General features: G+C 60.5%; 19 protein-coding genes and 1 pseudogene. 15 read left to right on the top strand and 5 right to left on the bottom strand.

Annotation, left to right across the window (positions count from 1 at the left end):
• Positions 1 to 224: 224 nt before the first annotated feature.
• Complete coding sequence (locus tag PUQ42_RS05185) at positions 225 to 767, bottom strand: RNA polymerase sigma-70 factor (RefSeq protein ID WP_273371623.1); 543 nt, start codon at positions 765 to 767, stop codon at positions 225 to 227.
• Between the two features lie 157 nt (positions 768 to 924).
• On the opposite strand from PUQ42_RS05185, the gene PUQ42_RS05180 reads away from it, so the two are divergent.
• The 12 genes and pseudogenes from PUQ42_RS05180 (at position 925) to PUQ42_RS05125 (ending at position 18,119) form a co-directional block, all read left to right on the top strand.
• The gene (locus tag PUQ42_RS05180) at positions 925 to 1,932 is read left to right on the top strand and encodes a FecR family protein (protein WP_273371620.1); all 1,008 of its coding nucleotides are present in this window, start codon (positions 925 to 927) and stop codon (positions 1,930 to 1,932) included.
• A 267-nt stretch (positions 1,933 to 2,199) separates the two neighbouring features.
• Positions 2,200 to 5,496: a SusC/RagA family TonB-linked outer membrane protein gene (locus tag PUQ42_RS05175; RefSeq protein WP_273371618.1), complete on the top strand. Its 3,297-nt coding sequence runs from the start codon at positions 2,200 to 2,202 to the stop codon at positions 5,494 to 5,496.
• A gap of 11 nt (positions 5,497 to 5,507) precedes the next feature.
• Positions 5,508 to 7,124, top strand: a complete 1,617-nt coding sequence (locus tag PUQ42_RS05170; protein ID WP_273371616.1) for a SusD/RagB family nutrient-binding outer membrane lipoprotein — start codon at positions 5,508 to 5,510, stop codon at positions 7,122 to 7,124.
• Between the two features lie 28 nt (positions 7,125 to 7,152).
• A complete protein-coding gene (locus tag PUQ42_RS05165; RefSeq protein WP_122120455.1) occupies positions 7,153 to 8,133 on the top strand; it encodes a glycoside hydrolase family 18 in 981 nt (326 codons plus the stop codon).
• A gap of 18 nt (positions 8,134 to 8,151) precedes the next feature.
• Positions 8,152 to 9,840 (top strand): BT_3987 domain-containing protein, encoded by a 1,689-nt coding sequence (locus PUQ42_RS05160; protein WP_273371613.1) that lies wholly within the window; start codon positions 8,152 to 8,154, stop codon positions 9,838 to 9,840.
• Between the two features lie 36 nt (positions 9,841 to 9,876).
• On the top strand, positions 9,877 to 10,860 hold the full coding sequence (locus PUQ42_RS05155; RefSeq protein ID WP_273371611.1) for a BT_3987 domain-containing protein: 984 nt from the start codon (positions 9,877 to 9,879) through the stop codon (positions 10,858 to 10,860).
• 19 nt (positions 10,861 to 10,879) lie between these two features.
• Complete coding sequence (locus tag PUQ42_RS05150; RefSeq protein WP_122120453.1) at positions 10,880 to 12,049, top strand: DUF1735 and LamG domain-containing protein; 1,170 nt, start codon at positions 10,880 to 10,882, stop codon at positions 12,047 to 12,049.
• Between the two features lie 86 nt (positions 12,050 to 12,135).
• Positions 12,136 to 12,870, top strand: coding sequence for a DUF1573 domain-containing protein (locus tag PUQ42_RS05145; RefSeq protein WP_273371609.1), 735 nt, complete (start codon positions 12,136 to 12,138; stop codon positions 12,868 to 12,870).
• A gap of 18 nt (positions 12,871 to 12,888) precedes the next feature.
• A pseudogene (locus PUQ42_RS10335) lies at positions 12,889 to 13,191 on the top strand (glycoside hydrolase domain-containing protein); the annotation flags it as partial.
• Between the two features lie 19 nt (positions 13,192 to 13,210).
• Positions 13,211 to 15,529, top strand: coding sequence for a glycoside hydrolase family 3 N-terminal domain-containing protein (locus PUQ42_RS05135; protein WP_273371607.1), 2,319 nt, complete (start codon positions 13,211 to 13,213; stop codon positions 15,527 to 15,529).
• A 7-nt stretch (positions 15,530 to 15,536) separates the two neighbouring features.
• The gene (locus tag PUQ42_RS05130) at positions 15,537 to 17,786 is read left to right on the top strand and encodes a family 20 glycosylhydrolase (protein ID WP_273371604.1); all 2,250 of its coding nucleotides are present in this window, start codon (positions 15,537 to 15,539) and stop codon (positions 17,784 to 17,786) included.
• Positions 17,787 to 17,879: 93 nt separating this feature from the next.
• Positions 17,880 to 18,119: an NUDIX hydrolase gene (locus tag PUQ42_RS05125; protein ID WP_273371601.1), complete on the top strand. Its 240-nt coding sequence runs from the start codon at positions 17,880 to 17,882 to the stop codon at positions 18,117 to 18,119.
• Here PUQ42_RS05125 and PUQ42_RS05120 read toward each other — a convergent pair.
• On the bottom strand, positions 18,057 to 19,130 hold the full coding sequence (locus tag PUQ42_RS05120) for a tyrosine-type recombinase/integrase (protein ID WP_273371599.1): 1,074 nt from the start codon (positions 19,128 to 19,130) through the stop codon (positions 18,057 to 18,059). The two genes, PUQ42_RS05125 and PUQ42_RS05120, sit on opposite strands and share 63 nt — an antisense overlap.
• A gap of 208 nt (positions 19,131 to 19,338) precedes the next feature.
• Between PUQ42_RS05120 and PUQ42_RS05115 the strand changes: the two genes are divergently transcribed.
• The 3 genes from PUQ42_RS05115 to PUQ42_RS05105 all read left to right on the top strand — a co-directional run bounded on the left by PUQ42_RS05115 (position 19,339) and on the right by PUQ42_RS05105 (position 23,184).
• Entirely contained in the window at positions 19,339 to 20,535 is a 1,197-nt protein-coding gene (locus tag PUQ42_RS05115) for an FprA family A-type flavoprotein (protein ID WP_273371596.1), read from the top strand.
• Positions 20,536 to 20,537: 2 nt separating this feature from the next.
• On the top strand, positions 20,538 to 21,851 hold the full coding sequence (locus PUQ42_RS05110) for a UDP-glucose dehydrogenase family protein (RefSeq protein WP_273371594.1): 1,314 nt from the start codon (positions 20,538 to 20,540) through the stop codon (positions 21,849 to 21,851).
• Positions 21,852 to 22,005: 154 nt separating this feature from the next.
• Entirely contained in the window at positions 22,006 to 23,184 is a 1,179-nt protein-coding gene (locus PUQ42_RS05105) for a multidrug effflux MFS transporter (RefSeq protein ID WP_273371592.1), read from the top strand.
• A gap of 220 nt (positions 23,185 to 23,404) precedes the next feature.
• Here PUQ42_RS05105 and PUQ42_RS05100 read toward each other — a convergent pair whose 3' ends face one another.
• From PUQ42_RS05100 to PUQ42_RS05090, 3 genes are read right to left on the bottom strand one after another with little or no spacing between them, the layout of a single operon-like run.
• Positions 23,405 to 23,854, bottom strand: a complete 450-nt coding sequence (locus PUQ42_RS05100) for a NanQ anomerase/TabA/YiaL family protein (RefSeq protein WP_087311009.1) — start codon at positions 23,852 to 23,854, stop codon at positions 23,405 to 23,407.
• A 49-nt stretch (positions 23,855 to 23,903) separates the two neighbouring features.
• The gene (locus tag PUQ42_RS05095) at positions 23,904 to 25,052 is read right to left on the bottom strand and encodes an endonuclease/exonuclease/phosphatase family protein (RefSeq protein ID WP_122120446.1); all 1,149 of its coding nucleotides are present in this window, start codon (positions 25,050 to 25,052) and stop codon (positions 23,904 to 23,906) included.
• Between the two features lie 3 nt (positions 25,053 to 25,055).
• Positions 25,056 to 25,670 carry a rhomboid family intramembrane serine protease gene (locus tag PUQ42_RS05090; RefSeq protein WP_087311007.1) on the bottom strand — a complete coding sequence of 205 codons (615 nt, stop codon included), beginning with the start codon at positions 25,668 to 25,670 and terminating at the stop codon, positions 25,056 to 25,058.
• Positions 25,671 to 25,698: the final 28 nt, after the last annotated feature.

The following is a 25,698-nucleotide window of genomic DNA, read 5'->3' as shown; positions in this document are numbered from 1 at the left end:
CAGGGTTTTCTCTTTTTGTCGGCAGCGCAAAAAACAGCGGTTTTCGGCACCTTTTGGTGGAGCAATCGGTGGAGATGGAAGCCGGGAACCGGTCTTTTGGCAAACTCCTGCTTACAGACTCAATATTCGGGATTACAAAGAGATATTTTTGTCGGATATTTGTGGCCCCCCCACGTCCTGTCACACAATCGGGGAACGGGAAAATATTCCAAAAACCGGACGGCTCAATTGTGCCACAGCAAAACGGCGATCAGCGGCAAATATTCTTTGAGCCTTATGCGTAACAGCTTCAGGCTCTGCTGGATCCGATAATCAACCGTCTTGGGTGAGATATCCAGCAGACCGGCGAACTCTTCATAGGCCTTGTGCTGGAAACGGTTGAGTTCGAATGCCTCCCGATAGCTGGGCGGAAGCTGCTCGACCGCCTTGCGGATCCGCTCCTGCAGCTCTTCGATGACGTAGAAATCCGGGGCCTCGAACTGTTCATGCAACTTCTCGGAAAGCTGCCCCAACACCCGACGCTCGACCATCTCGTGATTCAGATACTTGAGACACCGGTTGCGTGTCGCACGAAACAGGTAGCGCGACAGGGACTCGGTGATGTGCAGCGTCGTGCGGTTCTCCCACAACCACAGCATCAGGTCCTGAACGATGTTCTCGCTGACTTCTCCCCGCACATACAGGCGCGTATAGGCACACAGCGTCGTATAGTAACGAGTGAAGATCTCCTCGTATGCCCGCATGTCGCCCTGCCTGATCTGTTCCAAAAGATGGATATCAGCGAGTTGTCGGTTTTCAACCATAATGCGAATGTAATAAATTATTGCGAAACCTCGACTCCAGAAAAAATTTTTATCAAAAAAAGCCGCTCCCGTTTAGGAGATTGTCGAATTAAAGGGTCTTTAAGTAAAACGAACCCCGAAAATGAAAGAGTGTGACATGGAAGGCCTGCTCGTCCGCTTCTACAACGGTGAGACAACGGCAGACGAATCCGCACGGATCGAATCCTGGATAAACCAGTCCGCAGATCATCGCAAGATTGCCGAGCAGGTCTACTATCTCTGTTTTGCATCCGATGCTCTCAAGGCCCGACAGCAGATCGATGCCGAGGCCGCACTCAAACGCGTCCGTTCGCGAATCTGGACCGAACGCTGGCGCCGCGGCTTCCGGCGTCTGGAGCGTGTCGCCGCCGTACTGCTGCTGCCTCTTGTTCTCCTTTCGGGCTGGCTGCTCATCCATTTCGGAGGCGAATTCAACACGATGGTAGAGATTCGCTCGACAACCGGCATGGTCAGCTGCGTGACGCTCCCCGACAACACCCGCGTCTGGCTCAACTCCGACTCCTATCTGCGTTATCCGGCCCGCTTCGACAAGGAGCGCAGAGTGACGCTCTTCGGCGAAGGCTACTTCGATGTGGCGAAGGATCCCGACCATAAGTTCGTGGTCGAGGCCCGGTCGTTGGAAATCGAGGTCTACGGCACGGAGTTCAACGTCGAGGCCTATGACGACTGCATCCGCACGACGCTCGTCTCGGGGCGTGTCGGCGTCAAGTACGACGATCAGTTCCACCACCGGCAGCTCGTGCGCATGATGCCCAACCAGCAGGCCATCTACAACGCCCGTACCGGTTTCATGTATCTCAACGGGGCCGACATCACCTGCAACACCTCGTGGAAGGACGGCTGCATCGTACTGAACAACACCTCGCTCGAGGATGCGCTCCGTGTCATCGGGAACAAGTACAACGTCCAGTTCCGGATCGCCAACAACAGTCTGCGCGGCAACAAGTTTACCGGAACCTTCTCCAACCAGAGTCTGGACGTAATCTTCCGCTACTTCAACATTTCTTCAAATATCCGCTTCAGACAGATTGATCAGCCGCAGGACGATCGCGACGCCACTGCCGGCCGGACGCTCTTCGAAGTCTATTGAACCTACAGAACAACCAACTTAACCGAACACTCACCTAAACCAACCTGCCCATGGCATTGAAAAGCTGACCCTCTCCAACAAAAAAGAACATACGGAAAGACAGGGCACGTCTTCCCGTATGGCGAATCAAAAAACGCATGCACTCAACGGTCTGCATGCAGAAATCCAATTCAATTCTACAAATCTATGAAAAAAAACATTACCTCCCAAACAATTGGGCGGGGAAATGGCGTACGGATACCCTCCGTCCGGGGATTCGCCACGGCCGTGAAGAATCGTGCATGGGCGCTGTGTCTCGCCCTGACCGTTCTGGTCTCGCCGGTCCTTGCCCAGGAAACCAAACCCATAACCCTCGAAGTGAAAGATGCTCCGATCGTGTCGGTCATCAAACAGATCGAACAACAGAGCGGCTATACCTTCTTTTATAACACGAAGGATATCGAATCCGTTCGCAACGTGAGCCTCGACCTCCGCGGCAGCGACCTCAAGGCCGCCCTCAACCAGCTCTTCCGCGGTACGGGCATCACCTGGTCGATCGACGAGAAGCATGTCATCCTCAAGGGGGCCGAGGCCCGTCCGCAGCCCGCACGGGCCGATCGTCTCTCGGGTAAGATCGTCGATAAGAACGGCATGCCGATTATCGGCGCCACGATTCTCGTTGCCGGCTCCACGACTCAGGGTACCACCACCGATGTCGACGGCATGTTCTACTTCCCGTGGAGCAGCCAGATCGCTTCGGCCACGCTCAACATCTCGTTTATCGGTTATGTTTCGCAGTCGGTGCCGGTCGGCGGCCGCACGATGCTCGACATCACCCTGCTGGAAGACAACCAGCAGCTGGAGGCCGTCGTCGTGACCGCTCTCGGTATCAAGCGCGCCGAGCGTGCCGTGTCGTACAACGTTCAGAATGTCATCACGGACGAGGTCTTCAAGGCCAAGGATATCAGCCTGGCCAATAACCTCTCGGGCCGCATCGCCGGTGTGCAGATCAACAGCAGCGCAGCCGGTATCGGCGGTGAGACGAAGATCGTCATGCGCGGTACGAAGTCGATCAACAACGACAACAACGCCCTCTACGTGCTCGACGGTATTCCGCTGCCGTCGCTCTCGACCGCTTCGCCGTCGGCCTCCTACACGATCATGCGTACGTCGAACCCCTCGGGCGACGGCATCTCGATGTTCAATTCCGACGATATCGGCAACATGTCGGTGCTGACGGGTCCCTCGTCGGCCGCCCTCTACGGTTCGAAGGCCGCCAACGGCGTCGTCATGCTTTCGACGCGTACGGGCGAGGAGGGGCTCTCGGTCTCCTACAGCAACACCACCACCTTCATGTCGCCCTTCATGATGCCCGATTTCCAGCGTTCGTACGGAGCGTTGGAAGGAAGTTTCGGTTCGTGGAGCACGACCCGCATGTCGAAGGCCTCCACGTGGTCGCCCGAGGATTTCTTCCAGACGGGCTACAACACCACCAACTCCGTGAGCCTCTCCTTCGGCAAGGGTAAGAGCTCGACCTACCTCTCGGCCGGCGTGGTCAAGGCCGAAGGCATCATCCCCAACAACGAGTTCAACCGTTACAACTTCACGGCCAGCCATACCAACTCCTTCCTCAAGGACCGCATGCACCTGAGCGTGCTGGGCATGTACATCAACCTCAACGAGCAGAACATGCTCGCCTCGGGTCAGTACTACAACCCGCTGGTGCCGATCTACCTGCTCTCGCCGAGCGAGGATCTGAACAAGTATGCCGTCTATGAGCGTTACGACGCCTCGCGCAACTTCAAGACCCAGTACTGGGACTGGGGCGACATGGGCATGTCGATGCAGAACCCCTACTGGATCATCAACCGCAACATGTTCAACACGGCGAAGAACCGCTTCCTGATGGGCGCCTCGCTCAGTTATGACATCACCGACTGGCTCGACGTGACGGCCCGCGCCCGCATCGACTACACCGACATGCTGGCCGAGCAGAAAAACTACGCCTCGACCAACAAACTCTTCGCCGGCGACTACGGCCGCTACTACTACAACGAGTATCGCACGATGCAGCGCTACGGCGACGTGATGGCCAACATCTACAAGACCTTCTTCGACCAGCAGCTTTCGCTGACGGCTACGATCGGTGCCTCGATCGAGGACCTGAAATACCGGGCCACGCTGCTCGGAGGCGACCTGACCTCGGTGGCCAATCTCTTTACGCTAAGCAACATGACCGCCAACAAGGCCAGTTCGAAGACGACCTACAACGATCAGACCCAGTCGGTATTCGCCACCGTTCAGCTGGGCTTCCGCAACATGGTCTTCCTCGATCTGACGGGCCGAAACGACTGGTCCACGGCGCTGGTCAATACCAAGAGCCTCTCGATGTTCTATCCTTCGGTGGGTCTCTCGGCCGTAGTGACCGACATCTTCGGCATACAGTCCAAGGTGCTCTCCTACGCCAAGATCCGCGCTTCGTATGCCGAGGTAGGTAACGCCCCGATGCGCTACATCACCGTGCCGACCTATCCCGTTTCGTCGAGCGGTCCGCAGACGACGACCTTCCTCACGGCCGAGAACTACGAGCCCGAGCGCACGAAATCGTGGGAGGTGGGTGCCGATGTCCGCCTGTGGGGCAACAAGATCATCGTCGGCGCTACCTACTACAACTCCCGCACGCTGAACCAGATCTTCCAGCCCTCGATCTCCTCCACCTCGACCAAGACGAGCATGTATGTCAACGGCGGTCGGGTCGACAACAAAGGTGTCGAGCTTTCGCTGGAGGTCAACCAGAAACTCGGTCCGGTCGACTGGCAGTCGAACGTCATCTACTCGCGCAACCGCAACAAGATCGTGCGCATGCTTCACGACTACGAGATCAACGGCGAGCGCATCACCCAGGACTCGATGGTCATGGGCGGTACGACGGGCGTGAAGATGGTGGTCCGCGAGGGCGGCCGCATGGGTGATCTTTACGTCAACACGCTCAAGACCGATGACCACGGCTACATCTGGGTATCGCCCGCCGGCGACATCGCCACCGATCCCAACAACTTCATCTATGCCGGCAACACGAACCCCTCCTACACGCTCTCGTGGCGCAACAGTTTCAACTGGAAGGGATTCTCGCTCGGCTTCATGTTCAATGCCCGCGTAGGCGGCGTGGGCGTCTCGCTGACGCAGGCCGCCATGGACTACTACGGCGTGTCGGCCGTCACGGCCGAGGCCCGCGACAACGGCGGTGTCCTGATCAACGGCCAGCGCGTGGGCAAGATCCAGTCCTACTACGAAAAGACGGCCAATCTGGGCGAGGGTGCCATCGGTTCGTGCTACGTCTACTCGATGACCAACGTGCGTCTGGGCGAGCTGACCTTCGGCTACGATTTCCCCGTGCAGAAGTGGTGCAAGTGGATCAAGGGTCTCAACGTTTCGTTCATCGGCCGCAACCTGCTGATGCTCTACTGCAAGGCTCCGTTCGACCCCGAACTGGTATCGGGCTCGGGAACCTATTCGTCGGGTATCGACTATTTCCAGCAGCCGAGTCTGCGCAACCTGGGATTCTCGGTTAAAGTAACCTTCTAAAACGATCAGCCATGAAATTCAAGAACAGCATAAAACTCTCGCTTGCGGCAGCACTCCTTTCGCTGGGGGCTTGCACGGGCGACTTCTACGAGAAGAACACCAATCCCGACGAAGCAACCGACGAGATGCTCGGCTGGGACGATCTGCGCACCGGTTCGGACTTCATGCAGCTGGCACAGAATGTCATCCCGACTTTCCAGATTGTCGGCGGCGAGGAGTACGGAAGTGCCAACTTCCAGGTGATTCAGGATCTGGCCGGCAACATCTTCGCCGGCTATACCGGAGCAACGAAATCGAGCTTCCGGGCCAACAATCTCTATGATATTCTGGCCGCCGAATGGCACAATGCCATGCATGACGATGCCTTCCAGCGTGCCATGGGGCCGTGGGCCCAGCTGGACGCGCTGCGCGAGGAGTCGCCCGAGGCCGTAGCACTGGCCGACGTGTTGAAGGTGGCCGTCATGCACCGTGTGACCGACACCTACGGCCCGATCGCCTATCTTTCGATCGGCAGCAGCGGCATCCAGCAGGAGTACGACTCCCAGGAGGTGATCTACAACCGCTTTTTCGAAGAGCTCGACGCCGCCATTACGCTGTTGACCGATTTCTATGAAAAGAATCCTTCGGCAACGCTGCTGGCCAACTACGACCCCATTTACAAGGGGAATGTCCGCGCGTGGGTGAAGTTTGCCAATACGCTGCGTCTGCGCCTGGCCATGCGTGTCTACTATGCCGATCGCGAACTCTCGAAGGCTCAGGCCGAGGCGGCGATCAACAATTCGGTGGGTCTGATGACCGACGCTTCGGACATCGCCCAGTTTGCCAAACCCGCCACGGCCACCCAGTGGGAGTATCCGCTCTACATGATCCAGTACTCGTTCAACGGCGGTGACAGCCGCATCGGTGCCACCATCGAGTCCTACATGAACGGCTATGAGGATCCGCGTCGCGAAGCCTACTTCACGAAGAACTCGCGCGGCGAGTACCGCGGCGTACGCAACGGAATCAACATCACGGCCGACTACGTGCTGTCGGATCTGCTCTCGAGCGTCAACTGCACGAACAACGACGCCATCGTCTGGATGAAACCGGCCGAGGCCTGGTTCCTGCGTGCCGAGTACGAGCTGCACTTCGGTTCGAAGACGGCCGCCGGCGAGTACTACAACAAGGGTATCGAGTGCTCGTTCTCGACCGAGGGGGTCAGCGGCGTCGAAACCTACATGACCGACAACGTAAAGACTCCGGCCGACTATACCGACATGGTTGTCTCGTCGAACTCGGCTTCGGCGCTGGGCAAGATTACCATCGCCTGGGAGGATTCGGCCGATGATGAAACGATGCTCGAGCGGATCATCACGCAGAAGTATCTGGCCATCTTCCCCGACGGTCAGGAGGCCTGGTCGGAGTTCCGTCGCACGGGTTACCCGAAGATTTTCCCCAACGTAATCAACAACCAGTCGGGACTGATCAGCACCTCGAAGCAGATCCGCCGTCTGAACTTCCCCTCGACGGAGTATGCCACCAACGCTGCGGCCGTGCAGAATGCCATCGTAACGCTCAACGGCGAATCCTCGAACCCGACGGGTGACAACGGAGGCACGACGCTCTGGTGGGACAAGAAGAATTAAGCACAGAACCTGAAACTCAAGAACTGATATGAAAAAGATAGTAACAAGCGTCGTTCTGGGCCTCGTCTGCGGAGGATTTGCGGCCTGCGACACCGATTACGAACCGCTGAACCTGCAGCCTGCCAAGCAGTACAGCGAGAAATACTACGAGAACCTGCGCAACTACAAGGCAAACCTGTTCGAGCGGTCGATCTGCTTCGTGTGGTTCGGCGACTACAACGGCGACCCCTCGACGCCGGCCTACCGCTTCTCGGCACTGCCCGACAGCGTGGATATCTGCTCGTTGTGGGGCGGTTATCCCGATCCGGTGCAGAACAGTCTGGCATACAAGGAGATGTGGGAAATGCGCAACAAGAAGGGTACGCTGCTCGTCGCTCCGACGATCATCCGTATCATGGAGAATGAGAACTACGCCAACTTCGGCCTCACCTACGAGGATATGGTCAACCAGACCACGACCGACGACCCGACGGGAACCTACCCCGACTGGTGCGTGCGTTACGGCAACTACCTGCTGCAGCAGATGTGGGACAACGGCATCGACGGTCTGGACCTCGACTACGAGCCCGAATCGAGCGATGAGATAGCTTACGGTATCTACGGCGACCGTATGACGCTCTTCGTGAAGTATCTGGCACAGTTCATCGGCCCGAAGGGCGCTGATACGACCAAACTGCTGATCGTCGACGGCCATACGCCTCCTGCCGAGACGGAGCCCTACCTGAACTACTTCGTTCGCCAGAATTACGGCGCACACAGCTGCTCGGCCGTCTCGGGATTCCCGTGGGAGAAGTGCATCTACACGGAGAATATCGGTGACTACTGGACCACGGGCGGCGGTCTGGAGGACCAGGCAGCCTTCCAGCCGTCCGAGGGGTACAAGGGCGGATTCGGTGCCTTCATGGTGCAGCGCGACTACCATACCACCGACTCGGGAGCCGACAAGGAGATGCCTTACGGCCATCTGCGTCGTGGCATCCAGCTGCAGAATCCCGCGGTCGTCAAATAACCTAAACGAATCGAGATTATGAAAAACATCATGAAATATACCGCAGCGGCAGCAGCGATGATCGTCGCCCTGTCCTCCTGCGAGGAGTTCGAGGACTACACCGTCACGGTCGACGGTGCTCCGACACTCGCCTATGTCAATACAGGGGACGAGAATCTCTTCTCGACACTGGTTTCGCATCGTCCCACCGGATCGTCGGGCAACTTCTCGACCGAATTCTACGTGCGCTGCAATACGCCGGTTCACGCGGCGACCACGGTGTCGCTTGTCTATGATGCCTCGCTCGTCGAGAACTACAACGCCGAACATGAGACCCAGTACGCGGCGCTGCCCGAGGAGTATCTCGTCATGGAAAATGCAACGCTGACACTCCCCGAGAACAGCGTGCAGACCGAAGAACCGCTGCGGTTGTCGCTCAACGAGTCGGCCGATCTGGCGGCTCTGACCGAGCGTTACTACCTGGCTGCCCTGCGGATCGAATCTCCGGGCATGGCCTCGAGCGAGATGCTGGGTGCCGTCTACCTGCTGGTCGAGACCGAGACCAACCTGATCCGACCGATCACCTCAACGGACGACATGGCCGGATTCCCGGCCGGTGACCGGAGTGAGTGGACAGCCGACTGCGCGAACTTCGCCAACCTGTTCGACGGCAGCTCGTCAACCTCTTCGAGCTTCTCGGCAAGCGGCAACGTCGTGACCATCGACATGAAGACCACGCACATGATGACGGGACTCTCCATCAACGGCGGCACGATGTCGCGCCTGTCGATCGAGTACAGTCTCGACGGCAAGAGCTGGTCACAGGGCGGCACCCCGGTCGATGGCGAGACGGTAAACTCGGGTTCGACCACCTACGTGGCCATCTACGACTACGTCGAGGCACGCTACCTGCGGTTGACGATCGACTTTTCCTCGTCGCGGTCCGCATCGATCAGCGAACTCGACGTCTACATGATCGAGAGCACCGATCCGACGCTCTATCTGATGACGGGCGAGAACAACCTGCTCACGGGCAAGATCACCCACAAGAAGGGTGTCGGCTCGACGTGTGATCTGGAGGCCGCGTTCAAAGTCTATACGACGATCTCCTCGCAGAACGGCTACCAGGCAACCGTAGCTGCCGACAATTCGCTGATCGCCGCCTATAACGAACAGAACGGGACTTCGTATGAGGCACTGCCCAGCGAGAATCTCCTGCTGGAGAACGCTTCGCAGACCATTGCCGGCGGAGATAATGCTTCGGAGAATGAGGTGCGGATCTCGTTGCAGGGCGACCTCTCGGGGCTGACGGCCAAGGTAGGTTACCTCGTACCGCTGAAGCTGACGACCTCGTCGTCGGATGCGGTTGTCAGTGAAAGCCGCGGCGTGGTTTATGTCCGCATCAACGTGGAGAACAACGTCATCCGCGACATCGACTCGGCCGACGACATGGTAGGCTTCCCGGCCGGCGGCAGCTCGGCGTGGACGGCCGACTGCGGTGATGCGGCCAACCTCTTCGACGGTAACAACGGGACGGCTGTCAGCGGACTCTCCTCTTCGGGCAACGTGATCACCGTTGACATGAAGCAGACGCAGATGGTTACCGGTCTGCACCTCTATACCTACGGCATCGGCAATGTCTCGATTGCCTACAGTCTGGACGGCGAAACATGGGATACGGCCGGAACCGTTGCCGATGGCGAAAGCGTCTACAACGGTTCGACGTAGAGTGCCGGCGACTACTACGTAGCCCTGGCCGACTATGTGGAGGCCCGTTACCTGCAGTTGTCGTTCGACTTCACGGGCTGGTCTCAGAATCTTTACGAAATGGAGGTCTACCAGATCGAGAGCACCGATCCGACGATCTATGCGCAGTGCGGCGCAGACAATGTCCTGACGGGTACGCTGACGCACCATACGGTGGCCGGTGCCATCTCGGGTGTGAACGCGGCGTTCAACGTGCAGACCACCATCACGTCGCCTTCGGGCTTCTCGGTGGGTGTTGAGGTCGACAACTCGCTGGTCAGCACCTATAATGCCGCTCACGGCACTTCGTACGCCGCCATGGAGAGCCAGTATGTCAACCTGGCAAACGTACCCTGCCAGATCCCGGCCGGCGCCAACAAGTCGACCGATCAGGTGGTTGTAACGCTGCAGGGTGACCTTTCGTCGCTGACCAACGCCAACGGCTATGTCATTCCGCTGCGCCTGCAGGCCCCGTCGGGTGCCGTTGTCAGCGAGAGCCGCGGCGTAGTCTACGTGACCGTCGACGTCGAGACGAGCAGCGAACTCTTCCGCACGAACTTCTCCGCATCGAGCATCGAGGGGACGCCGGTAGCCGACCGTTCGGGCTGGAAGATCATCGCCTGCGATACGGAGGGTATCCACACCGGCACCTACGACCTGCTCTTCGATGGAGACGAGGCCTCCTACATCCGTACGTGGGGCGGTCCGGTCAGCTTCACGGTCGACATGGGCCGCGAGTACGACATGACGGGCATGTATTTTGTCTCGCGCTCGGATTACGGCGCCAAATACGCCCCGAACGAGGTGATGATCGAGTACAGCCTCGATGGCGTGGACTACCAGATGCTGGGCACGCCGTCGCAGAGTGCCGGCAGCATCTCCGTCTCCCTGCCCGATGCCTATATCGCCCTCTACGGCTCGCAGAAGGTCCGCTACCTGCGTATCAACGCCTCGTACGGCAGCAACATGGGTACCGGCGAGTTCAATATCTATGCGAAATAATCCAAAATGTTGATCTATCATGAAAACCAATAAACTGATGGCAATTCTTCTGGCAACCGCAGCACTGGCTGCGGGCTGCCAGGAGTCGCAGGAGTACACCGATGTCGTCTTCTTCACCGGCACGGAGAATTCTCCCCTGACGAACGTCTACATCGACGGTCCGTCAACCGTATCGGTGAGCATCACCTCGTCGACCAAGGTGACCGAGGACGTCGGCGTCTTCCTCGAGGTCAAGGCTTCGGAACTGGATACCTACAATGCCGAGCACGGCACTTCGTACCGGATTCTGCCCGAGGGCAGCTATAATCTTTCGGACACCGAAGCTCGCATTGCGGCCGGTTCGGCCGTGTCGGATCCCGTATCGGTCGAGATCCTGTCGATGGACGACCTCGAGTTCGGCGTCCTGTACTGCCTGCCGCTCCACATCACCGGCACGTCAACCGGCATGTCGGTGCTGGGGGCTTCGCAGACGACCTACATCGTCTTCAACCAGCTGATCAAGACACGCGGCGTCGATCTGGGCGGTTCGTGGAACATCGACATGGAGAAGACCATGAAGGGCAAAGCCGAACTGGACAACCTGTCGGCCTGCACGATGGAGATCCGCATGTATGCCAAGGGGTGGAGTTCGCTGAGCCACGGCATTTCGTCGCTCATCGGCGTCGAGGAGAACTTCATGCTCCGCATCGGTGATGTCAGCATCGGCGGCGTCGACGAGCCGCGCAGCATCCTCAATGTGGCCGGCCGCGGTTCGACGCTTGCAGCCCTGGACAACCCGCTGAGTCTGAACCGCTGGTATCACGTCGCCACGGTTGACGACGGTTCGAACCTGAAACTCTACATCGACGGTGTGGAGGTCGCTTCGGTTTCGTCGGCCGACCGTGACCCGGTGAACCTGGGCTACTACTACAACAGCGCCTTCTGTATCGGACGCTCGGCCAACGACTACCGCCGCTTCAACGGCATGGTCAGCGAGGCCCGTGTCTGGAGCCGTGCTCTGACTCCGATCGAGATGCTCAACAACCAGTGCTACGTCAATCCCGAGACGGCCGAGGGGCTGATCGGTTACTGGCGGCTGGACGAGGCCGAGGATCGTGTCTTCAAGGATATCTCCGGAAACGGCTATGACGGAGAGGCGACGAGCGACCCCGTCTGGACCGGGGAGATCCACTGTCCGGTTGTCGAATAATGAATCGATAGCATGATGTCTGGATGCGGGCGGTCGCTGCGTGCTGCGGCCGTCCGCATCCTCTTTGAAAAACGAATGAACAGAGTATGAAACGGTTTTTGGGGTGGATCCTGTCGGTCGGGATGTCGGGCATACCCGGTCTCTCGACGGCACAGTCGCATCCGCGGCTGCTGCGCTTCGACAATCCGACGCAGCAACTCGATACGGTGCGCGAAGTCGACGGGGCGATACGTCTGCGCTACGAGTTCACGAACATTGCGGACAAGCCGGTCGTACTGCTCGATGTCCATACGCAGTGCGGATGCCTGCAGCCGGTCTTCGACCGGAAAGCCGTGGCTCCCGGAGCGCGTGGCGTGATCGAAGCGGTGTTCGACCCCGCAAACCGACTGGGAGACTTCTCATTCGGGCTGACGGCAATCTCGACCAACGGCGACTACAAGAAATTCAACACCCTGATTGCCAAGGGGCATGTAATCAGCCGGATTCCCGAGCATGAGATTTTCCACCCCTATGTGCTCTCCGGGGTTTTCCGGGCCAACGTCGAGTCGGTCGGCATGCGGCGGTTCCGTTCCTGGGAGTGGTTCCGGACCCGCGAGATTCGGCTCTACAACACCACGGGCAGTACCCTGCATCCGGTTTACGACTCCGGAAGCGGCTATTTGCGGATGGAGGGGCCCGATGTGATTCAGCCTCACTCCGAGGCGGTGGTAACATTCGGTCTGATCACCTGTTTCATGGATCCGGGGCCCTTCGTGATCCGTTCGTCGGTTCGCACCGGCGATACGGTGACGGCAATCGAGGTCAAGGGGTTTGTCGACTGAAAAACAAACTGGACGACGATGAAAAAGATATTTCTCTGTCTGCTCTCCACACTCTGCTGCGGGGCCTGCGGCGGTCTCGAAACCGATACGGCGGATTATGCCGGCCAGGAGGATCCACGCATCGGCGGCTTTGACCGCACGACGGCCTACGAGGCGATGAAGCGCTCGATGGAGCGTGACGACCGCGTGCGGCAGATCCTCACGACGCTCTACCACGACCGCCCGGACGGCATCTGCGGCAACGAGGATGTCGGCCAGATGTCGGCGTGGTACGTGCTGTCGGCACTGGGCATGTATCAGGTCAAGCCGGCGGGCGGGCGCAGAAATAACGGGTAACACCATGAAACGGACGATATCGAATCTGATTTTTGCGGCGGCCGCGTTGCTCGCCGCGTGCGGCGACGACTGGCACGACGCTTCGCTGTCGCCCCAGCGGCGGGCCGAACTGCTGACGGCCCAAATGACGCTCGATGAGAAGATCGGGCAACTGCAGTCGCCCTACGGCTGGGAGATGTACGAACGCCGGGGCGACTCGGTGGTGCTGACCGACCGGTTCCGGCAGGCCGTCGAGGAGGAGCACATCGGCATGATGTGGGGTGCGTTCCGGGCCGATCCGTGGACGCGGAAGAACCTCGAGACGGGACTTACGCCGCGTCTGGCTGCCCGGCTGGCCAACCAAATGCAGCGCTACGCCATCGAGCACTCGCGGCTGGGCATTCCCCTGTTCCTGGCCGAAGAGGCACCCCACGGCCACATGGCCATCGGAGCGACGGTCTTTCCGACGGCTACGGGACAGGCTTCGACGTGGAACCCGGCACTGATCGAGCGCATGGGGGCGGTGATCGCCTCGGAGATCCGCCTGCAGGGTGCCCATATCGCCTACGGGCCGGTGCTGGACATCGTGCGTGACCCGCGCTGGTCGCGCGTCGAGGAGTCCTACGGCGAGGATCCCTTCCTGACCTCCCGCATGGGGGCAACCTTCGTGCGGGGACTGGGTTCGGCGGACCTCGCGCATCCGCGGCACGCCCTCTCAACGCTCAAGCACTTCATCGCCTACGGTGCCTCGGAGGCGGGGCAGAACGGCGGTCCGAACCTGTTGGGCGAACGCGAACTGCGCGAAACCTACCTGCCGCCGTTCCGGGCGGCAATCGAGGCCGGCGCCCGCTCGGTGATGACGGCCTACAACTCGGTGGACGGCATCCCGTGCACCTGCAACCGCCACACGCTGACCGACATTCTGCGCGGCGAATGGGGCTTCGACGGCTTCGTCATCTCGGATCTGGTGAGCATCGAGGGGCTTTGGGAGACACACGGTGTGGCGGAGGATGTAGCCGACGCCGCCCGTCAGGCCCTCGACGCGGGGGTCGATGTCGACCTGCGCGGGGCGGCCTTCTCCACGCTGAAGGAGTCGGTCGAGGCGGGGCTGGTTCCGGAAGAGGAGATTGACCGGGCGGTACGGCGCGTGCTGGCGCTGAAGTTCGAGATGGGGCTCTTCGAAAATCCCTATGTCGACGAAGATGCGGTTGCCGAGGTGGGTTCCGAAGCCCACTCGGAGGCGACGCTGGAGGTGGCCCGGCAGTCGGTTACGCTGCTCGAGAACCGCAACGGCACGTTGCCGCTCGACGCCGCAAAGCTGCGCCGCGTGGCGGTCGTCGGCCCCAATGCCGACCGCATCTACAACCAACTGGGCGACTATACGGCCCAGCAGTCGGCAGCCAATACGGTCCGCAACGGACTGGAGCAGGCCCTGGGGCGCGACCGCGTGGAGTATGTACGCGGCTGCGGCGTGCGCGACACGGATGCATCGGAGATTGCGGCGGCGGTGACAGCCGCGCGGCGTGCGGATGTCGTCGTGGCGGTGGTCGGCGGGTCGAGCGCCCGGGATTTCGAGACGGAGTTCCTCGCAACCGGAGCGGCCAAGGCCTCGAACCGCGCAGTGAGCGACATGGAGTGCGGCGAAGGCAACGACCGCGCCACGCTCGCGCTCATGGGCGCCCAGCAGCAGCTGCTCGAGGCGCTGAAGGCCACGGGACGACCGCTGGTGGTGGTCTACGTCGCCGGACGACCGCTCGACATGCGCTGGGCCTCGGAGCAGGCCGATGCGCTGCTCGCGGCGTGGTATCCCGGCCAGCGGGGCGGCGATGCCGTGGCCGACGTGCTGCTCGGACGGGTGAACCCGGCGGGGCGCCTGCCGCTGTCGATCCCCCGCGAGGTGGGACAGATTCCGATCTACTACAACAAGAAACGGCCCGCCAACCACGACTATACGGATGCCTCGGCCCGACCGCTCTATCCGTTCGGATACGGCCTGAGCTACTCCCGTTTCGAGTACGATTCGCTGCGCGTCGAGCCGACAGACGGAGGTTACGAGGTCTCATGCAGGGTCCGCAACGTCTCGCAGCGCGACGGCGACGAGGTTGTGCAGCTCTACGTTTCGGACCTTGTGGCATCGACCGTACGCCCCGTACGCCGGCTGTGCGGCTTCCAGCGGGTGACGATTCCGGCCGGCAGGTCGCAGACGGTGCGTTTCGACGTAAATGAGGAGTCCCTCTCGCTGATCGACCGGTTCGGGCAACGGGTAGTCGAACCCGGAGAGTTCGAGTTCGCAATCGGGCCCTCGTCGGAGAATTTGAAACTGAAACAGACCGCAAATTATTGATTTCCATATGAATATTATTCGACTTTCCATGCTGGGGCTCCTGATGTCCGGACTGGCCGCTTGTGCGGATTTCGGGCGGGAGGAGTCATTGCTGATCCCAACTCCGGCCAAGGTGATTCGGGGAGACGGCGTGCTCGACCTGTCGCACGGCGTGACGGTCCGTACGGCCGATACCCTCTTGCGCCCGGCGGGTGACCTCCTTTCAGAGTGTATGGAGCAGGAGGGGTTCCACATCACCGGGTCCGGAGCCGGGAGTGTGCCGATCACCCTCGGACTCGACCCGACCCTGCCGGCTGCGGGCTATCGGCTGCGGGTTCTACGCAACGGCGTCGAGCTCTGCGGAGGCTCCTACGAAGGGGTGATCTCGGCGACATCCACCCTCCGGCAGCTCCTCTGGAGCGCCGATGCACAGCGGCTGCACCGGGTGGAGATCGTCGATGAACCGCGCTTTGGCTGGCGCGGCGTGATGCTCGACGTGGCCCGTCACTTCTTTACGGTCGACGAGGTAAAGTCGCTCATCGACCGCATGGCCCTCTACAAGTTCAACCGACTGCATCTGCACCTGACCGACGATCAGGGTTGGCGGGTCGAGATCCGCCGCTATCCGCAGCTGACCGAACACGGGGCCTGGCGCGAGCCGGACCGCAACGATTCGCTCTGTCTGGCCCGGGCCCATACCGACCGGGACCGTCGTTTCCTGTTGCCTCAGGACCGCTTCAAAGAGGGACTCTACGGCGGATTCTACACCCGGGAGGAGCTCCGCGATCTGGTGGACTATGCCGCCCGGCGCGGCGTGGAGATCATTCCCGAGATCGATTTCCCGGGCCACTCGCTGGCAGCCCTGCGTGCCCGTCCCGAGCTCTCGTGCGACGGGCAGGGCGGTGCCTGGGGGAAGAACTTTTCGACACCGCTCTGTTTGGGAAACGACGCGACGCTCGAGTTCTGTCGCAACGTCCTGACCGAGATCCTCGAGATCTTTCCCTCGCCTTATGTCCACATCGGCGGCGACGAGGTCGAGCAGACGGCCTGGGAACACTGTCCGCGCTGCCGGCAGCGGGTTGCCGACCTCGGGTTGACGGGAATCGAGGAGCTGCAGTCGTGGTTTACCCGCGAACTCGAATGCTTCCTGCAGGAACACGGCCGCATACTGGTCGGTTGGGACGAGGTGGCACACGACGGACTCTCGCCGCAAAGCCGGGTGATGTGGTGGCGTAACTGGAATCCCGGGACACTCAACGATGCCTTGCAGCAGGGGCAGCATGTGATCATATCTTCGTCGGAGTTTTACTATTTCAGCGGCGCTCAGGACCGTAACTCCCTGGCCAAGGTCTATGGCTACGAACCGGTTCCGAACGGCATGCCCGGATACGACCGGCTGATCGACGGAGTACAGGGCCACCTCTGGAGCGAGGAGGCTCCTACGAAAGAGGCCGTCGGCGTGCGCCTTTTCCCGCGCCTCCTGGCGCTTGCCGAGACGGCCTGGTGCCGCCCCGACCGCAAGGATTTCGGGCGATTCGAACAACGCCTGCCCTATCACCTGAAAGAGCTGTCGCGCAGTGGATGGAGCTATCGGCTGCCCGATATCGGAGGCGTCTGTGATCGCAATGTCTTTGTCGGCCGCACCCTCGTCAGGCTCGGCGTGCCGGAGGGTGCAACGCTCTACTACACACTCGACGGATCAATCCCCGACACCGGCGCAATCCGTTATACCGCACCTTTCACCGTCGATAAGGACTGCAAGCTGCGGATGCGCTGCTACGATGTCCGCGGTGTCGAGGGCGATCTGGCAGATGCCCTCTTCGAGGGGATGAATTTCCTGTCGGCGGTGAATCCCGAGGGGACGTTGGTCGAAGGCCTGCTTGTCCGCTGGTTCGACTTCGGAGGCGATTGCTGTGCCGACATCGACAAAGCTCCGCTCAAGGAGGACTTCATCAGCCATGAAATCTCCATCCCGGAGAATGTGGTAGGAGATATCGGGCTGATTTTCGACGGGTATATCGAAATCCCCGACGACGGGATCTATTCGTTCTACACCTATTCGGACGATGGCAGCATGCTCCGGATCGGAGGCAGACTTGTCGTCGACAACGACGGTCTCCATTCGCGTTCCGAGCGCAGCGGACAAATCGCCCTCCAACGGGGACTCCACCCCATCGAACTCCGCTATTTCGATACCAACGGTGGTGTGCTCGAAGCCGGCATGATTGACCGGGAAGGGCGCCGCATCCCCTTTACGGCCGGGATGTTCAGACATTGACCGCCGGGGCGGCAAGGGGTTCGGACGAGAAGATGCAGGATGGCGGGTGTTAGCGTAACAGGGCACCCGGCATTCGCCGAAATCTTCCCCCGGGTGCTGCTGATCGAACGGCGTTACTACAAGCCCGACTCGCATCTTGACCCGTTGAAACTGCCCGGCTCGATGATTCTCGAGAACGAGACGCTTCCCGAAGCCGCCTATCGTGTGCTGGAGGAGACGACGGGTCTCAAGGACGTCTACCTGAAAGAGATTGAATCATTAGCCAAAAACTCAGATTTCGAGCAAATCTATAACCAAACGATTGGCGCGGTCCACCACCCCCGTATCCAGTGAGGCCAAATAGATGCGTGTGGCCGTTTCCGAGTCATGCCCCATGCCTTCGCTGATAACCGACAGCGGAATCTCCCGGCTCCGCGCAACATTGGCCCAGGTATGCCGGGCGCAATAGAGAGTCAGCGGAATCGGCAAATTGAGAAGATTGCCCAGCCGTTTCAGATTCCGGTTGATCAAATGTCCCCGGTTCTTGTATTGATTCCGTCCGTCCGGGAAACCGCTCCGGAAGACCGGCAGCAGATAATCCGGATGCCGCAAGGGATATTTGTCGACGATCGCCTGCATGCAGGGTTCCCAACGGATCCGCAGCAGCTGGCCGGTCTTCTGCCTGCGGCAGACCAGCACACCGTCCTGCAGGTTCGAACGCTTCAGATAGGCCATGTCCACGAAGGACATGCCCCGCAGGTAGAAGCTCAGCAGAAACAGATCCCGGGCATAATCCAGGTGGGAATCCGACCGCAGATCCAACATCCGCAGACGCCGCAAGGATTCCAGCGTAACGGCCCGTTTGACGGTCTTGTCGACCCCCGTATAGACATGCCGGAAGGGATAGCGCTGCGGAGTGAGGTTCTTCTCCACGGCCCGGTTGTAGACCGCCCGCAGAATCCGCATGTAGAAAGACGAGGTGTTCCGGCTCACTCCCGAACGCCGCAGATCGGCCTCATAGGCCTCGATCAGATCGCCGTCGATGGCTGCAAACGGAATATCCTGCTGATGGCGGAAACGGGCGAAACTCCGCAGCGCCTCCGTATAGGTTCCACTCGTGCGCATACGGTTCAGTTCCCGGAGTTGAAGGATCAGCCGCTGCACGTCGGCCAGGTACTCCCGTCGTTCGGAATCGGCGGCGGATTCGGTGCGGCAGCATCCCCTCCCGGCATCCCACTCGGACGGAAAAAGCCGGAATCCGGTTCGCATCCGCTCGATACGTCCGTCGTGAACAACCTGATAGAATAGATGCCCCATCCGGCCTGCTATGGTCGAGGCCCGGAATTTCACTTTTACTGTTGCCATAACATAATAATAGGTTTGAAAAACCCCGAAGATAAGACTTTCATCCCACTCCCGGCCCCTTCCGAGGATGCGGCCCTGCAGTCCCGGCATGCAACAACACCCCGGGCCGGGGCCGAAACCGCACGGATTTTGAGAATGCCCGCAAAAACAACGAGTTGTTTTGCGTTTTTTTTCGTACCTTTGCGGCAAAAATTTAACATACCCTTTTATGGCAATTACTGAAATTGTTCCCGGCATTCACTATGTCGGCGTCAACGACCGCACGACGACCCGTTTCGAGGGTCTCTGGTCGCTCCCGCAAGGGGTTTCCTACAACGCATATCTGGTCGTGGGCGAGAAGATCGCCCTGATCGACACCGTCGAGGAGGCATTCGGCAGCCGTCTCGAAGCCAACATCCGCGAAGTGATCGGCGACCGCCGGATCGACTACCTGGTCATCAACCACATGGAACCCGACCACTCGTCGTCGATCGCCACCCTGCGCCGCATCTACCCCGACCTGCAGCTCGTCGCCAATGCCAAGGCCCTGCAGATGGTCGAGGGATACTACGGCGTGAAGGGAAACGCCATCGAGGTCAAGGAGGGCTCGACGCTCGATCTGGGCGATGGCAAGAGCCTTTCGTTCCACATGATCCCGATGGTCCACTGGCCCGAGACGATGGTCACGTGGTGTGCCGAAGAGCAGACCCTCTTCTCGGGGGATGCCATGGGTACGTTCGGAGCCCTCGACGGCGGAATCACCGACTCGCAGGTCGACGCCGAGCGCTATTGGGACGAGATGCGCCGCTATTACGCCTGCATCGTCGGCAAATACGGAGCTCCGGTGCAGAAGGCCCTGCAGAAACTCGCGACGCTGCCCGTGCGGACGATCTGCCCGACCCACGGTCCCGTCTGGCAGCAGCACATCGACCGCGTGCTGGATCTCTACGACCGCATGAGCCGCTACGAGGGTGAGCCGGGCGTGGTGATCGCCTACGCCTCGATGTACGGCAACACCGAACAACTGGCCGAGCGCATCGCCCGGGAACTGGTGTCCGCAGGCGTCCGCAACATCCGCCTCTACAACCTCTCGTATGCCGATCCGTCGGTCGTGCTGCGTGACGTCTTCCGCTTCGACACGCTGCTCGTCGGCGGCCCGACCTACAACGGCGGACTCTTCCCGCCCGTGGGCGAACTGCTCGACAAACTGGCCGCACGTTGCATCCCGCAGCGCCGCTTCGGCTGGTTCGGGTCGTTCAACTGGGCCGGAGCCTCGGTACGTCTGCTGGGTGAATTCGCCCAGAAGATGAAGTGGGAGACGCTGTGCGACCCCATCGAGATGCGGCAGGGCTTCGGCGAGAAGATATTCGACGCCTGCCACGCACTGGCCTGCAACGTCGCCGAAAAACTCCGTAACAAGGCCTGAGGATGAGAATCGCCATCGTCGGAACGGGATACGTCGGACTGGTGTCGGGGGCCTGCTTTGCGGAGATGGGCCTCGACATCACCTGCGTGGACACCGACCGCGGAAAGATCGAAGCGCTTCGCAGCGGACAGATTCCGATCTACGAACCGGGGCTGGAGGAGCTGGTGCGCCGCAACACCGCAGCCGGACGGCTCCACTTCACGACCGATCTGGCGGAGTGTCTCGACCGCGTCGAGGTGGTCTTCTCGGCGGTCGGAACCCCGCCGGGAGCCGACGGCAGCGCCGATCTGAACCAGGTGATGAGCGTCGCACGCACCTTCGGACAGCACATCAACCGCTACACGCTGCTCGTCACGAAGAGCACCGTTCCCGTAGGCACGGCCGACCGCATCCGCACGATCATCCGCGAAGAGTTGGACCGACGCGGCTGCCAGGTGCCCTTCGACGTCGCCTCGAACCCCGAATTCCTGAAGGAGGGGGCCGCCATCAAGGATTTCATGTCGCCCGACCGTGTCGTGGTGGGGGTCGACAGCCAGCAGGCCCGCGACCTGATGGCCCGGCTCTACCGACCCTTCCTGATCAACAACTTCCGCGTGCTGTTCATGGACATCGCCTCGGCCGAGATGACCAAATACGCCGCCAACGCCATGCTGGCCACCCGTATCTCGTTCATGAACGAGATCGCCAACCTCTGTGACCGCGTGGGGGCCGATGTCGGGATGGTCCGCAAGGGGATCGGCTCCGACACCCGTATCGGCAACAAATTCCTCTATCCGGGATGCGGCTACGGCGGTTCGTGCTTCCCGAAGGATGTCAAGGCGCTGGCCGCCACGGCCCGCCAACACGGCTACACGATGCAGGTCATCGAAGCGGTCGAACGGGTCAACGAGGCACAGAAGAGCGTCGTCTTCGAGAAGCTGCACGCCGCGCTGGGCGATCTGCACGGACGTCGCGTGGCCATCTGGGGGGTCGCCTTCAAGCCCGAGACGGACGATATCCGCGAAGCCCCGGCCACGGAGGTCATCACGCGTCTGGTCGGCGCCGGTGCCGAGGTGCGGATCTGCGATCCGGTGGCCGTGACGGAGTTTCTCCGCCGGCGGAGCGATCTGGAGGTGCTCCCGGCCCGGACGATGTACGAAGCAGCCATGGGGGCCGATGCCGTGGCGCTGCTCACCGAGTGGAAGGAGTTCCGCATGCCCGACTGGGGCCGCCTGCGCGAGATGATGCGCGGCGATGTGGTGGTCGACGGACGCAACATCTACGACAGGGAGGAGGTCCGGGCCGCCGGATTCCGCTACTTCGGTATCGGCAAATAGCCCGACAGAGAGAGCTTCCCCCTGGAAGGAGGATTTCGGAGACGACGTGTTCCGGAATCCTCCTTCTTGTTCCGAAATGCGACAAAACCGGGCAACAAACGACTACTCGCACCGGGAAAAACCAGTGTACTTTTGCAACGAAAATTTGTACGGAATGAACAACAACAGCAAACTCTTTCTGCTCGTTCTGCTGGGTATGCTTACGGCGTTCGGCCCCTTTGTGACGGACATGTACCTGCCGACGCTCCCCGCCATGACGGGCTATTTCCACACCTCGTCGTCGCTCGTGCAGATGGGACTGACAACCAGCATGATCGGCCTGGCCGTCGGACAGCTGCTCTTCGGCCCGCTGAGCGACAAGTACGGACGTCGCCGCCCGCTGCTGGCAGCCATGTGGCTCTTCATTGCCGCCACGCTGCTCTGCCTGTTCGCCACCGACATCAGTCAGTTCATCGCCCTGCGTCTGCTGCAGGGCGTGGCCGGAGCCGGCGGCATCGTCATCTCACGCTCGGTAGCCACGGACCGCTTCGCCGGCCAGGATCTGGCCCGCATGCTGGCCCTGATCGGTGCCGTGAACGGCGTGGCCCCGGTCGTGGCCCCGATCGTCGGCGGTACGCTCAGCGACTCGATCGGCTGGCGGGGCATCTTCTGCATCCTGCTCGCGCTGGGTGTCGTCCTTCTTGCCGGCAGCTATCGCCTGCGCGAATCACTGCCGCTGGAGCGCCGCAGCCGGGTCGGCTGGGGCGATCTGCTGCACGGCTTCGCCACCGTCCTCCGCAACCGCCGCTACCGCGCCTACACGCTCCAGCTCGGATTCGCACAGGGTGTCCTCTTCGCCTACATCGCCTCGTCACCCTTCATCGTCCAGCAGCACTACGGCTTCTCGGCCTTCGAATTCAGTATCTGCTTCGCCATCAACGCCATCTCGATCGGTACGGCTGCTGCCCTCTCGGTGAAGTTCCGCTCGCCCGAACGCTGTACGCGCACGGGCTGCCGGGGCATGATCCTCTTCGCCGCAGCCGAAGCCATTGCGCTGGCATCGGGTTGCGGATTCTGGACCTACGAGATGCTGCTCTTTGCACTGCTCTTCGCCATGGGCCTCACCTTCACCTCCTCGACGGCACTGGCCATGGAGGCCGCCCGCGAACAGGCCGGAACAGGTTCGGCCCTGCTGGGAGCCGTCTGCTTCGCCTTCGGAGGTGTGGTCTCGCCGCTCGTCGGCATGGGCAACACGCTTCTCTCGACGGGTACGGTCTTCGTGGTCTGCGCCCTTTGCTCGTGGCTCTGCATCCGCTTCGGAGTGCGCCACTCGTCCCGCCCCGCCGTGGCCTGACACTCCGGAAGAGGGTGCGGAAAGCGGACCCGGTGCCCATCCGATACGGCCCTACACCCGTCCGATGCCGCCCGGCACCCGCCTCTGATACGGACCGACTCCCGCTCTTCCGCAGCCACCTCTCCATACAAAAAACCCTGCTGCCCAAAGACAGCAGGGTTTTTCATGAGCGTTTTTCCATCAGAAGGGAAGGAATCAGCCCCTTCCCGCCCGCGCGGAACTACAGGCGCACCTTGACGATGATCTTGCGCACCGTCCCCTCGCCCACCATCGGAGCGTGTCCATCCTCGGGGAAGAGCACCGTAAACTGGCCCGGACGAAGCGTATAGTAGGTCTGGGGCTCATCGTCGAAGAGCTGAATATCCTTCTCCTTGTTGAACTCCGACTGCGGTTTGCAGAGATCCTTGCGCTCGCTCCAGCCGAACGATTCGCACGTGCCGCTGACGAGCACCTGGATGTCGATATACTCGTTGTGCACCTCGAGTTTGGCATCCTTCTTCAGTTTGAGCAAGCGCTCCTGGACGTTGACGTAGATATCCCGGCCGTCGAGCTCGTGAATACCGGGCTCCACCTTCGTCCAGTCGGTCGAGGCGATCAGTTCGAAGGCCTTCTTCATGCGCGGATGTACGCCGTAGTAGAGTGCGCTGTTTTTCAAAGAATCCAGAATCATAGTTTTCTATTTTTAGGGTTATCTTGCAATTCAGGGTTATCGGGCTCGCTCAGTCCTCCTCCGATTTCTTCATCCGCACCAGCACCGGATGGTGGTCCGAATAATCTACGGGAATGGTTTCGTAGGTGATCGGTTCCAGACCGCCGCACAGCACATAGTCGATGCGCAGTGTGTTGTAGAAGCCGCGGAACGTATGCGAATAGCCCGATCCGCAACTGCGGAAGGCGTCGCGCAGTCCGCGGGCCATCTTGCGGTAGACATACGAAACGGGCGTATCGTTGAAATCGCCGCAGACCAGGATCCGCGTGCGGGTATCGTCGATCACGCGGGCGATGCTGTCGACCTGTGCGGCGCGCAGCACGCTGTTGTCACGCAGGCGGTCGACGATGCTGCGGATCTTAGTCTCGCGGGCCGTATCCGAGAGGAAGCGGTGCTCGGTGATGTAGCGGTTGTCCGAGGCATTGATGGCCGTCGAGCGGAGGTGGTTGTTGAAGACGCGCACCGTGTCCTCGCCCACCAGCAGGTCGACCCACACCGACGAGGCGGGAGTCAGCACCGTTCCCGAGCGCAGGATCCGGAACTTGCTCAGCACCGCCAGCGGAGCCTCGTAGGCCGAATCGGGGGCCGACGTACGCCCGAAGCCGGCACTTTCGTAACGTTCATCCAGCAGCGCAAACTTCTCCGAACGCGCCGCCAGCCGGGCATTGAACTCCTGCAGGCAGATCACGTCGGGATCCTGTTCGTCGATCAGCCGCAGGATGTCGCCAACGCTGCTGTGGCCGTTTTCGCCGTAGAAACTGCGGACGTTGTAGGTCATCACCTTGAAGGTTCCGCGGTCGAAATCCTCCGTCTGTTCGTAAGTGCGCCGGATCTCGGGGCGCCAGAAGAGCGAGACCTTGAACAGACCGATCACAACGATCAGAATCATCATGCCGGCCCTCAGCCAGCGCCAGCGGATGATCCAGTAGAACATCAGAATGACACCAGCCACATAGGTGATCGGTGCCGCGAGTCCCAGCACCGGAAAGAACCACACGCGGGCCGGATCAACATAGGGGACCAGATAGGTCAGCACCAGCACCACGGCCACCACGGCCGAGAGCAGCGTCATCGCGCCATCCAACAGCCAGACGATCCAGCTGCGGCGTCGTTTTGCGGCCGGCCGCTCGCCGTAACCGCTGTAGTACTCGGAGGCCATCTTTCAGAAACGGATCATACCGCGGCGTTTCCACCACTGGAGCATCAGATATCCCCACAACATGCCGCCGACATGGGCGAAGTGGGCCACGTTGCCTACGCCTCTCCACCCGAGGAAGAGCTCCAGGACGGCGTAGATGATGACGAACCATTTGGCCTTCATCGGGATGGGCGGGATGAGCAGCATGATCACGGCATTGGGATACATCACGCCGAAGGCCAGCAGCAGTCCCATCACGGCCCCCGACGCACCGACCAGAGCCATCGGCTGACCCATGGCCACGGTGATGGCGGCCTGAATCAGCGCCGCGCCCACGCCGCAGACCATGTAGTAGATCAGGAAGCGCCGCGAACCCAGATCATACTCCAGCGTACGTCCGAACATCCACAGTGCGAACATATTGAAAAAGACATGTTCGAAATTGGCGTGGAGGAACATGTAGGTAATGAACTGGTAGGTATGGAATTCATAGCCCAGCATCCGCGGGCCGATCTGAAGCGCTCCGTAATGGTTCAGGAAGCGGTAGGCTTCGGGGATGAGCGCCATCGCCAGGTAGATCAGAGCGTTGATGATAATCAGGTTCTTGACTACCGGTGGGGTCTGGAAATAACGGTTCATGAACGAATTCAAATTTTTGCAAATGTAA

Origin of the sequence: Alistipes megaguti, from assembly GCF_944320325.1 — a bacterium.
Lineage (GTDB): Bacteria > Bacteroidota > Bacteroidia > Bacteroidales > Rikenellaceae > Alistipes > Alistipes megaguti.
Note: the sequence above shows the minus strand (reverse complement) of the source record. Positions and strands in the feature narration are given on the sequence as shown.

Coding starts and splice junctions, on each gene's coding strand:
- PUQ42_RS05160 (WP_273371613.1), top strand. CDS start 8,152: ATGAAAAACATCATGAAATATACCGCAGCGGCAGCAGCGATGATCGTC.
- PUQ42_RS05145 (WP_273371609.1), top strand. CDS start 12,136: ATGAAACGGTTTTTGGGGTGGATCCTGTCGGTCGGGATGTCGGGCATA.
- PUQ42_RS05135 (WP_273371607.1), top strand. CDS start 13,211: ATGAAACGGACGATATCGAATCTGATTTTTGCGGCGGCCGCGTTGCTC.
- PUQ42_RS05110 (WP_273371594.1), top strand. CDS start 20,538: ATGAGAATCGCCATCGTCGGAACGGGATACGTCGGACTGGTGTCGGGG.
- PUQ42_RS05105 (WP_273371592.1), top strand. CDS start 22,006: ATGAACAACAACAGCAAACTCTTTCTGCTCGTTCTGCTGGGTATGCTT.
- PUQ42_RS05095 (WP_122120446.1), bottom strand. CDS start 25,052: ATGGCCTCCGAGTACTACAGCGGTTACGGCGAGCGGCCGGCCGCAAAA.
- PUQ42_RS05100 (WP_087311009.1), bottom strand. CDS start 23,854: ATGATTCTGGATTCTTTGAAAAACAGCGCACTCTACTACGGCGTACAT.
- PUQ42_RS05130 (WP_273371604.1), top strand. CDS start 15,537: ATGAATATTATTCGACTTTCCATGCTGGGGCTCCTGATGTCCGGACTG.
- PUQ42_RS05120 (WP_273371599.1), bottom strand. CDS start 19,130: ATGGCAACAGTAAAAGTGAAATTCCGGGCCTCGACCATAGCAGGCCGG.
- PUQ42_RS05115 (WP_273371596.1), top strand. CDS start 19,339: ATGGCAATTACTGAAATTGTTCCCGGCATTCACTATGTCGGCGTCAAC.
- PUQ42_RS05170 (WP_273371616.1), top strand. CDS start 5,508: ATGAAATTCAAGAACAGCATAAAACTCTCGCTTGCGGCAGCACTCCTT.
- PUQ42_RS05180 (WP_273371620.1), top strand. CDS start 925: ATGAAAGAGTGTGACATGGAAGGCCTGCTCGTCCGCTTCTACAACGGT.
- PUQ42_RS05150 (WP_122120453.1), top strand. CDS start 10,880: ATGAAAACCAATAAACTGATGGCAATTCTTCTGGCAACCGCAGCACTG.
- PUQ42_RS05090 (WP_087311007.1), bottom strand. CDS start 25,670: ATGAACCGTTATTTCCAGACCCCACCGGTAGTCAAGAACCTGATTATC.
- PUQ42_RS05165 (WP_122120455.1), top strand. CDS start 7,153: ATGAAAAAGATAGTAACAAGCGTCGTTCTGGGCCTCGTCTGCGGAGGA.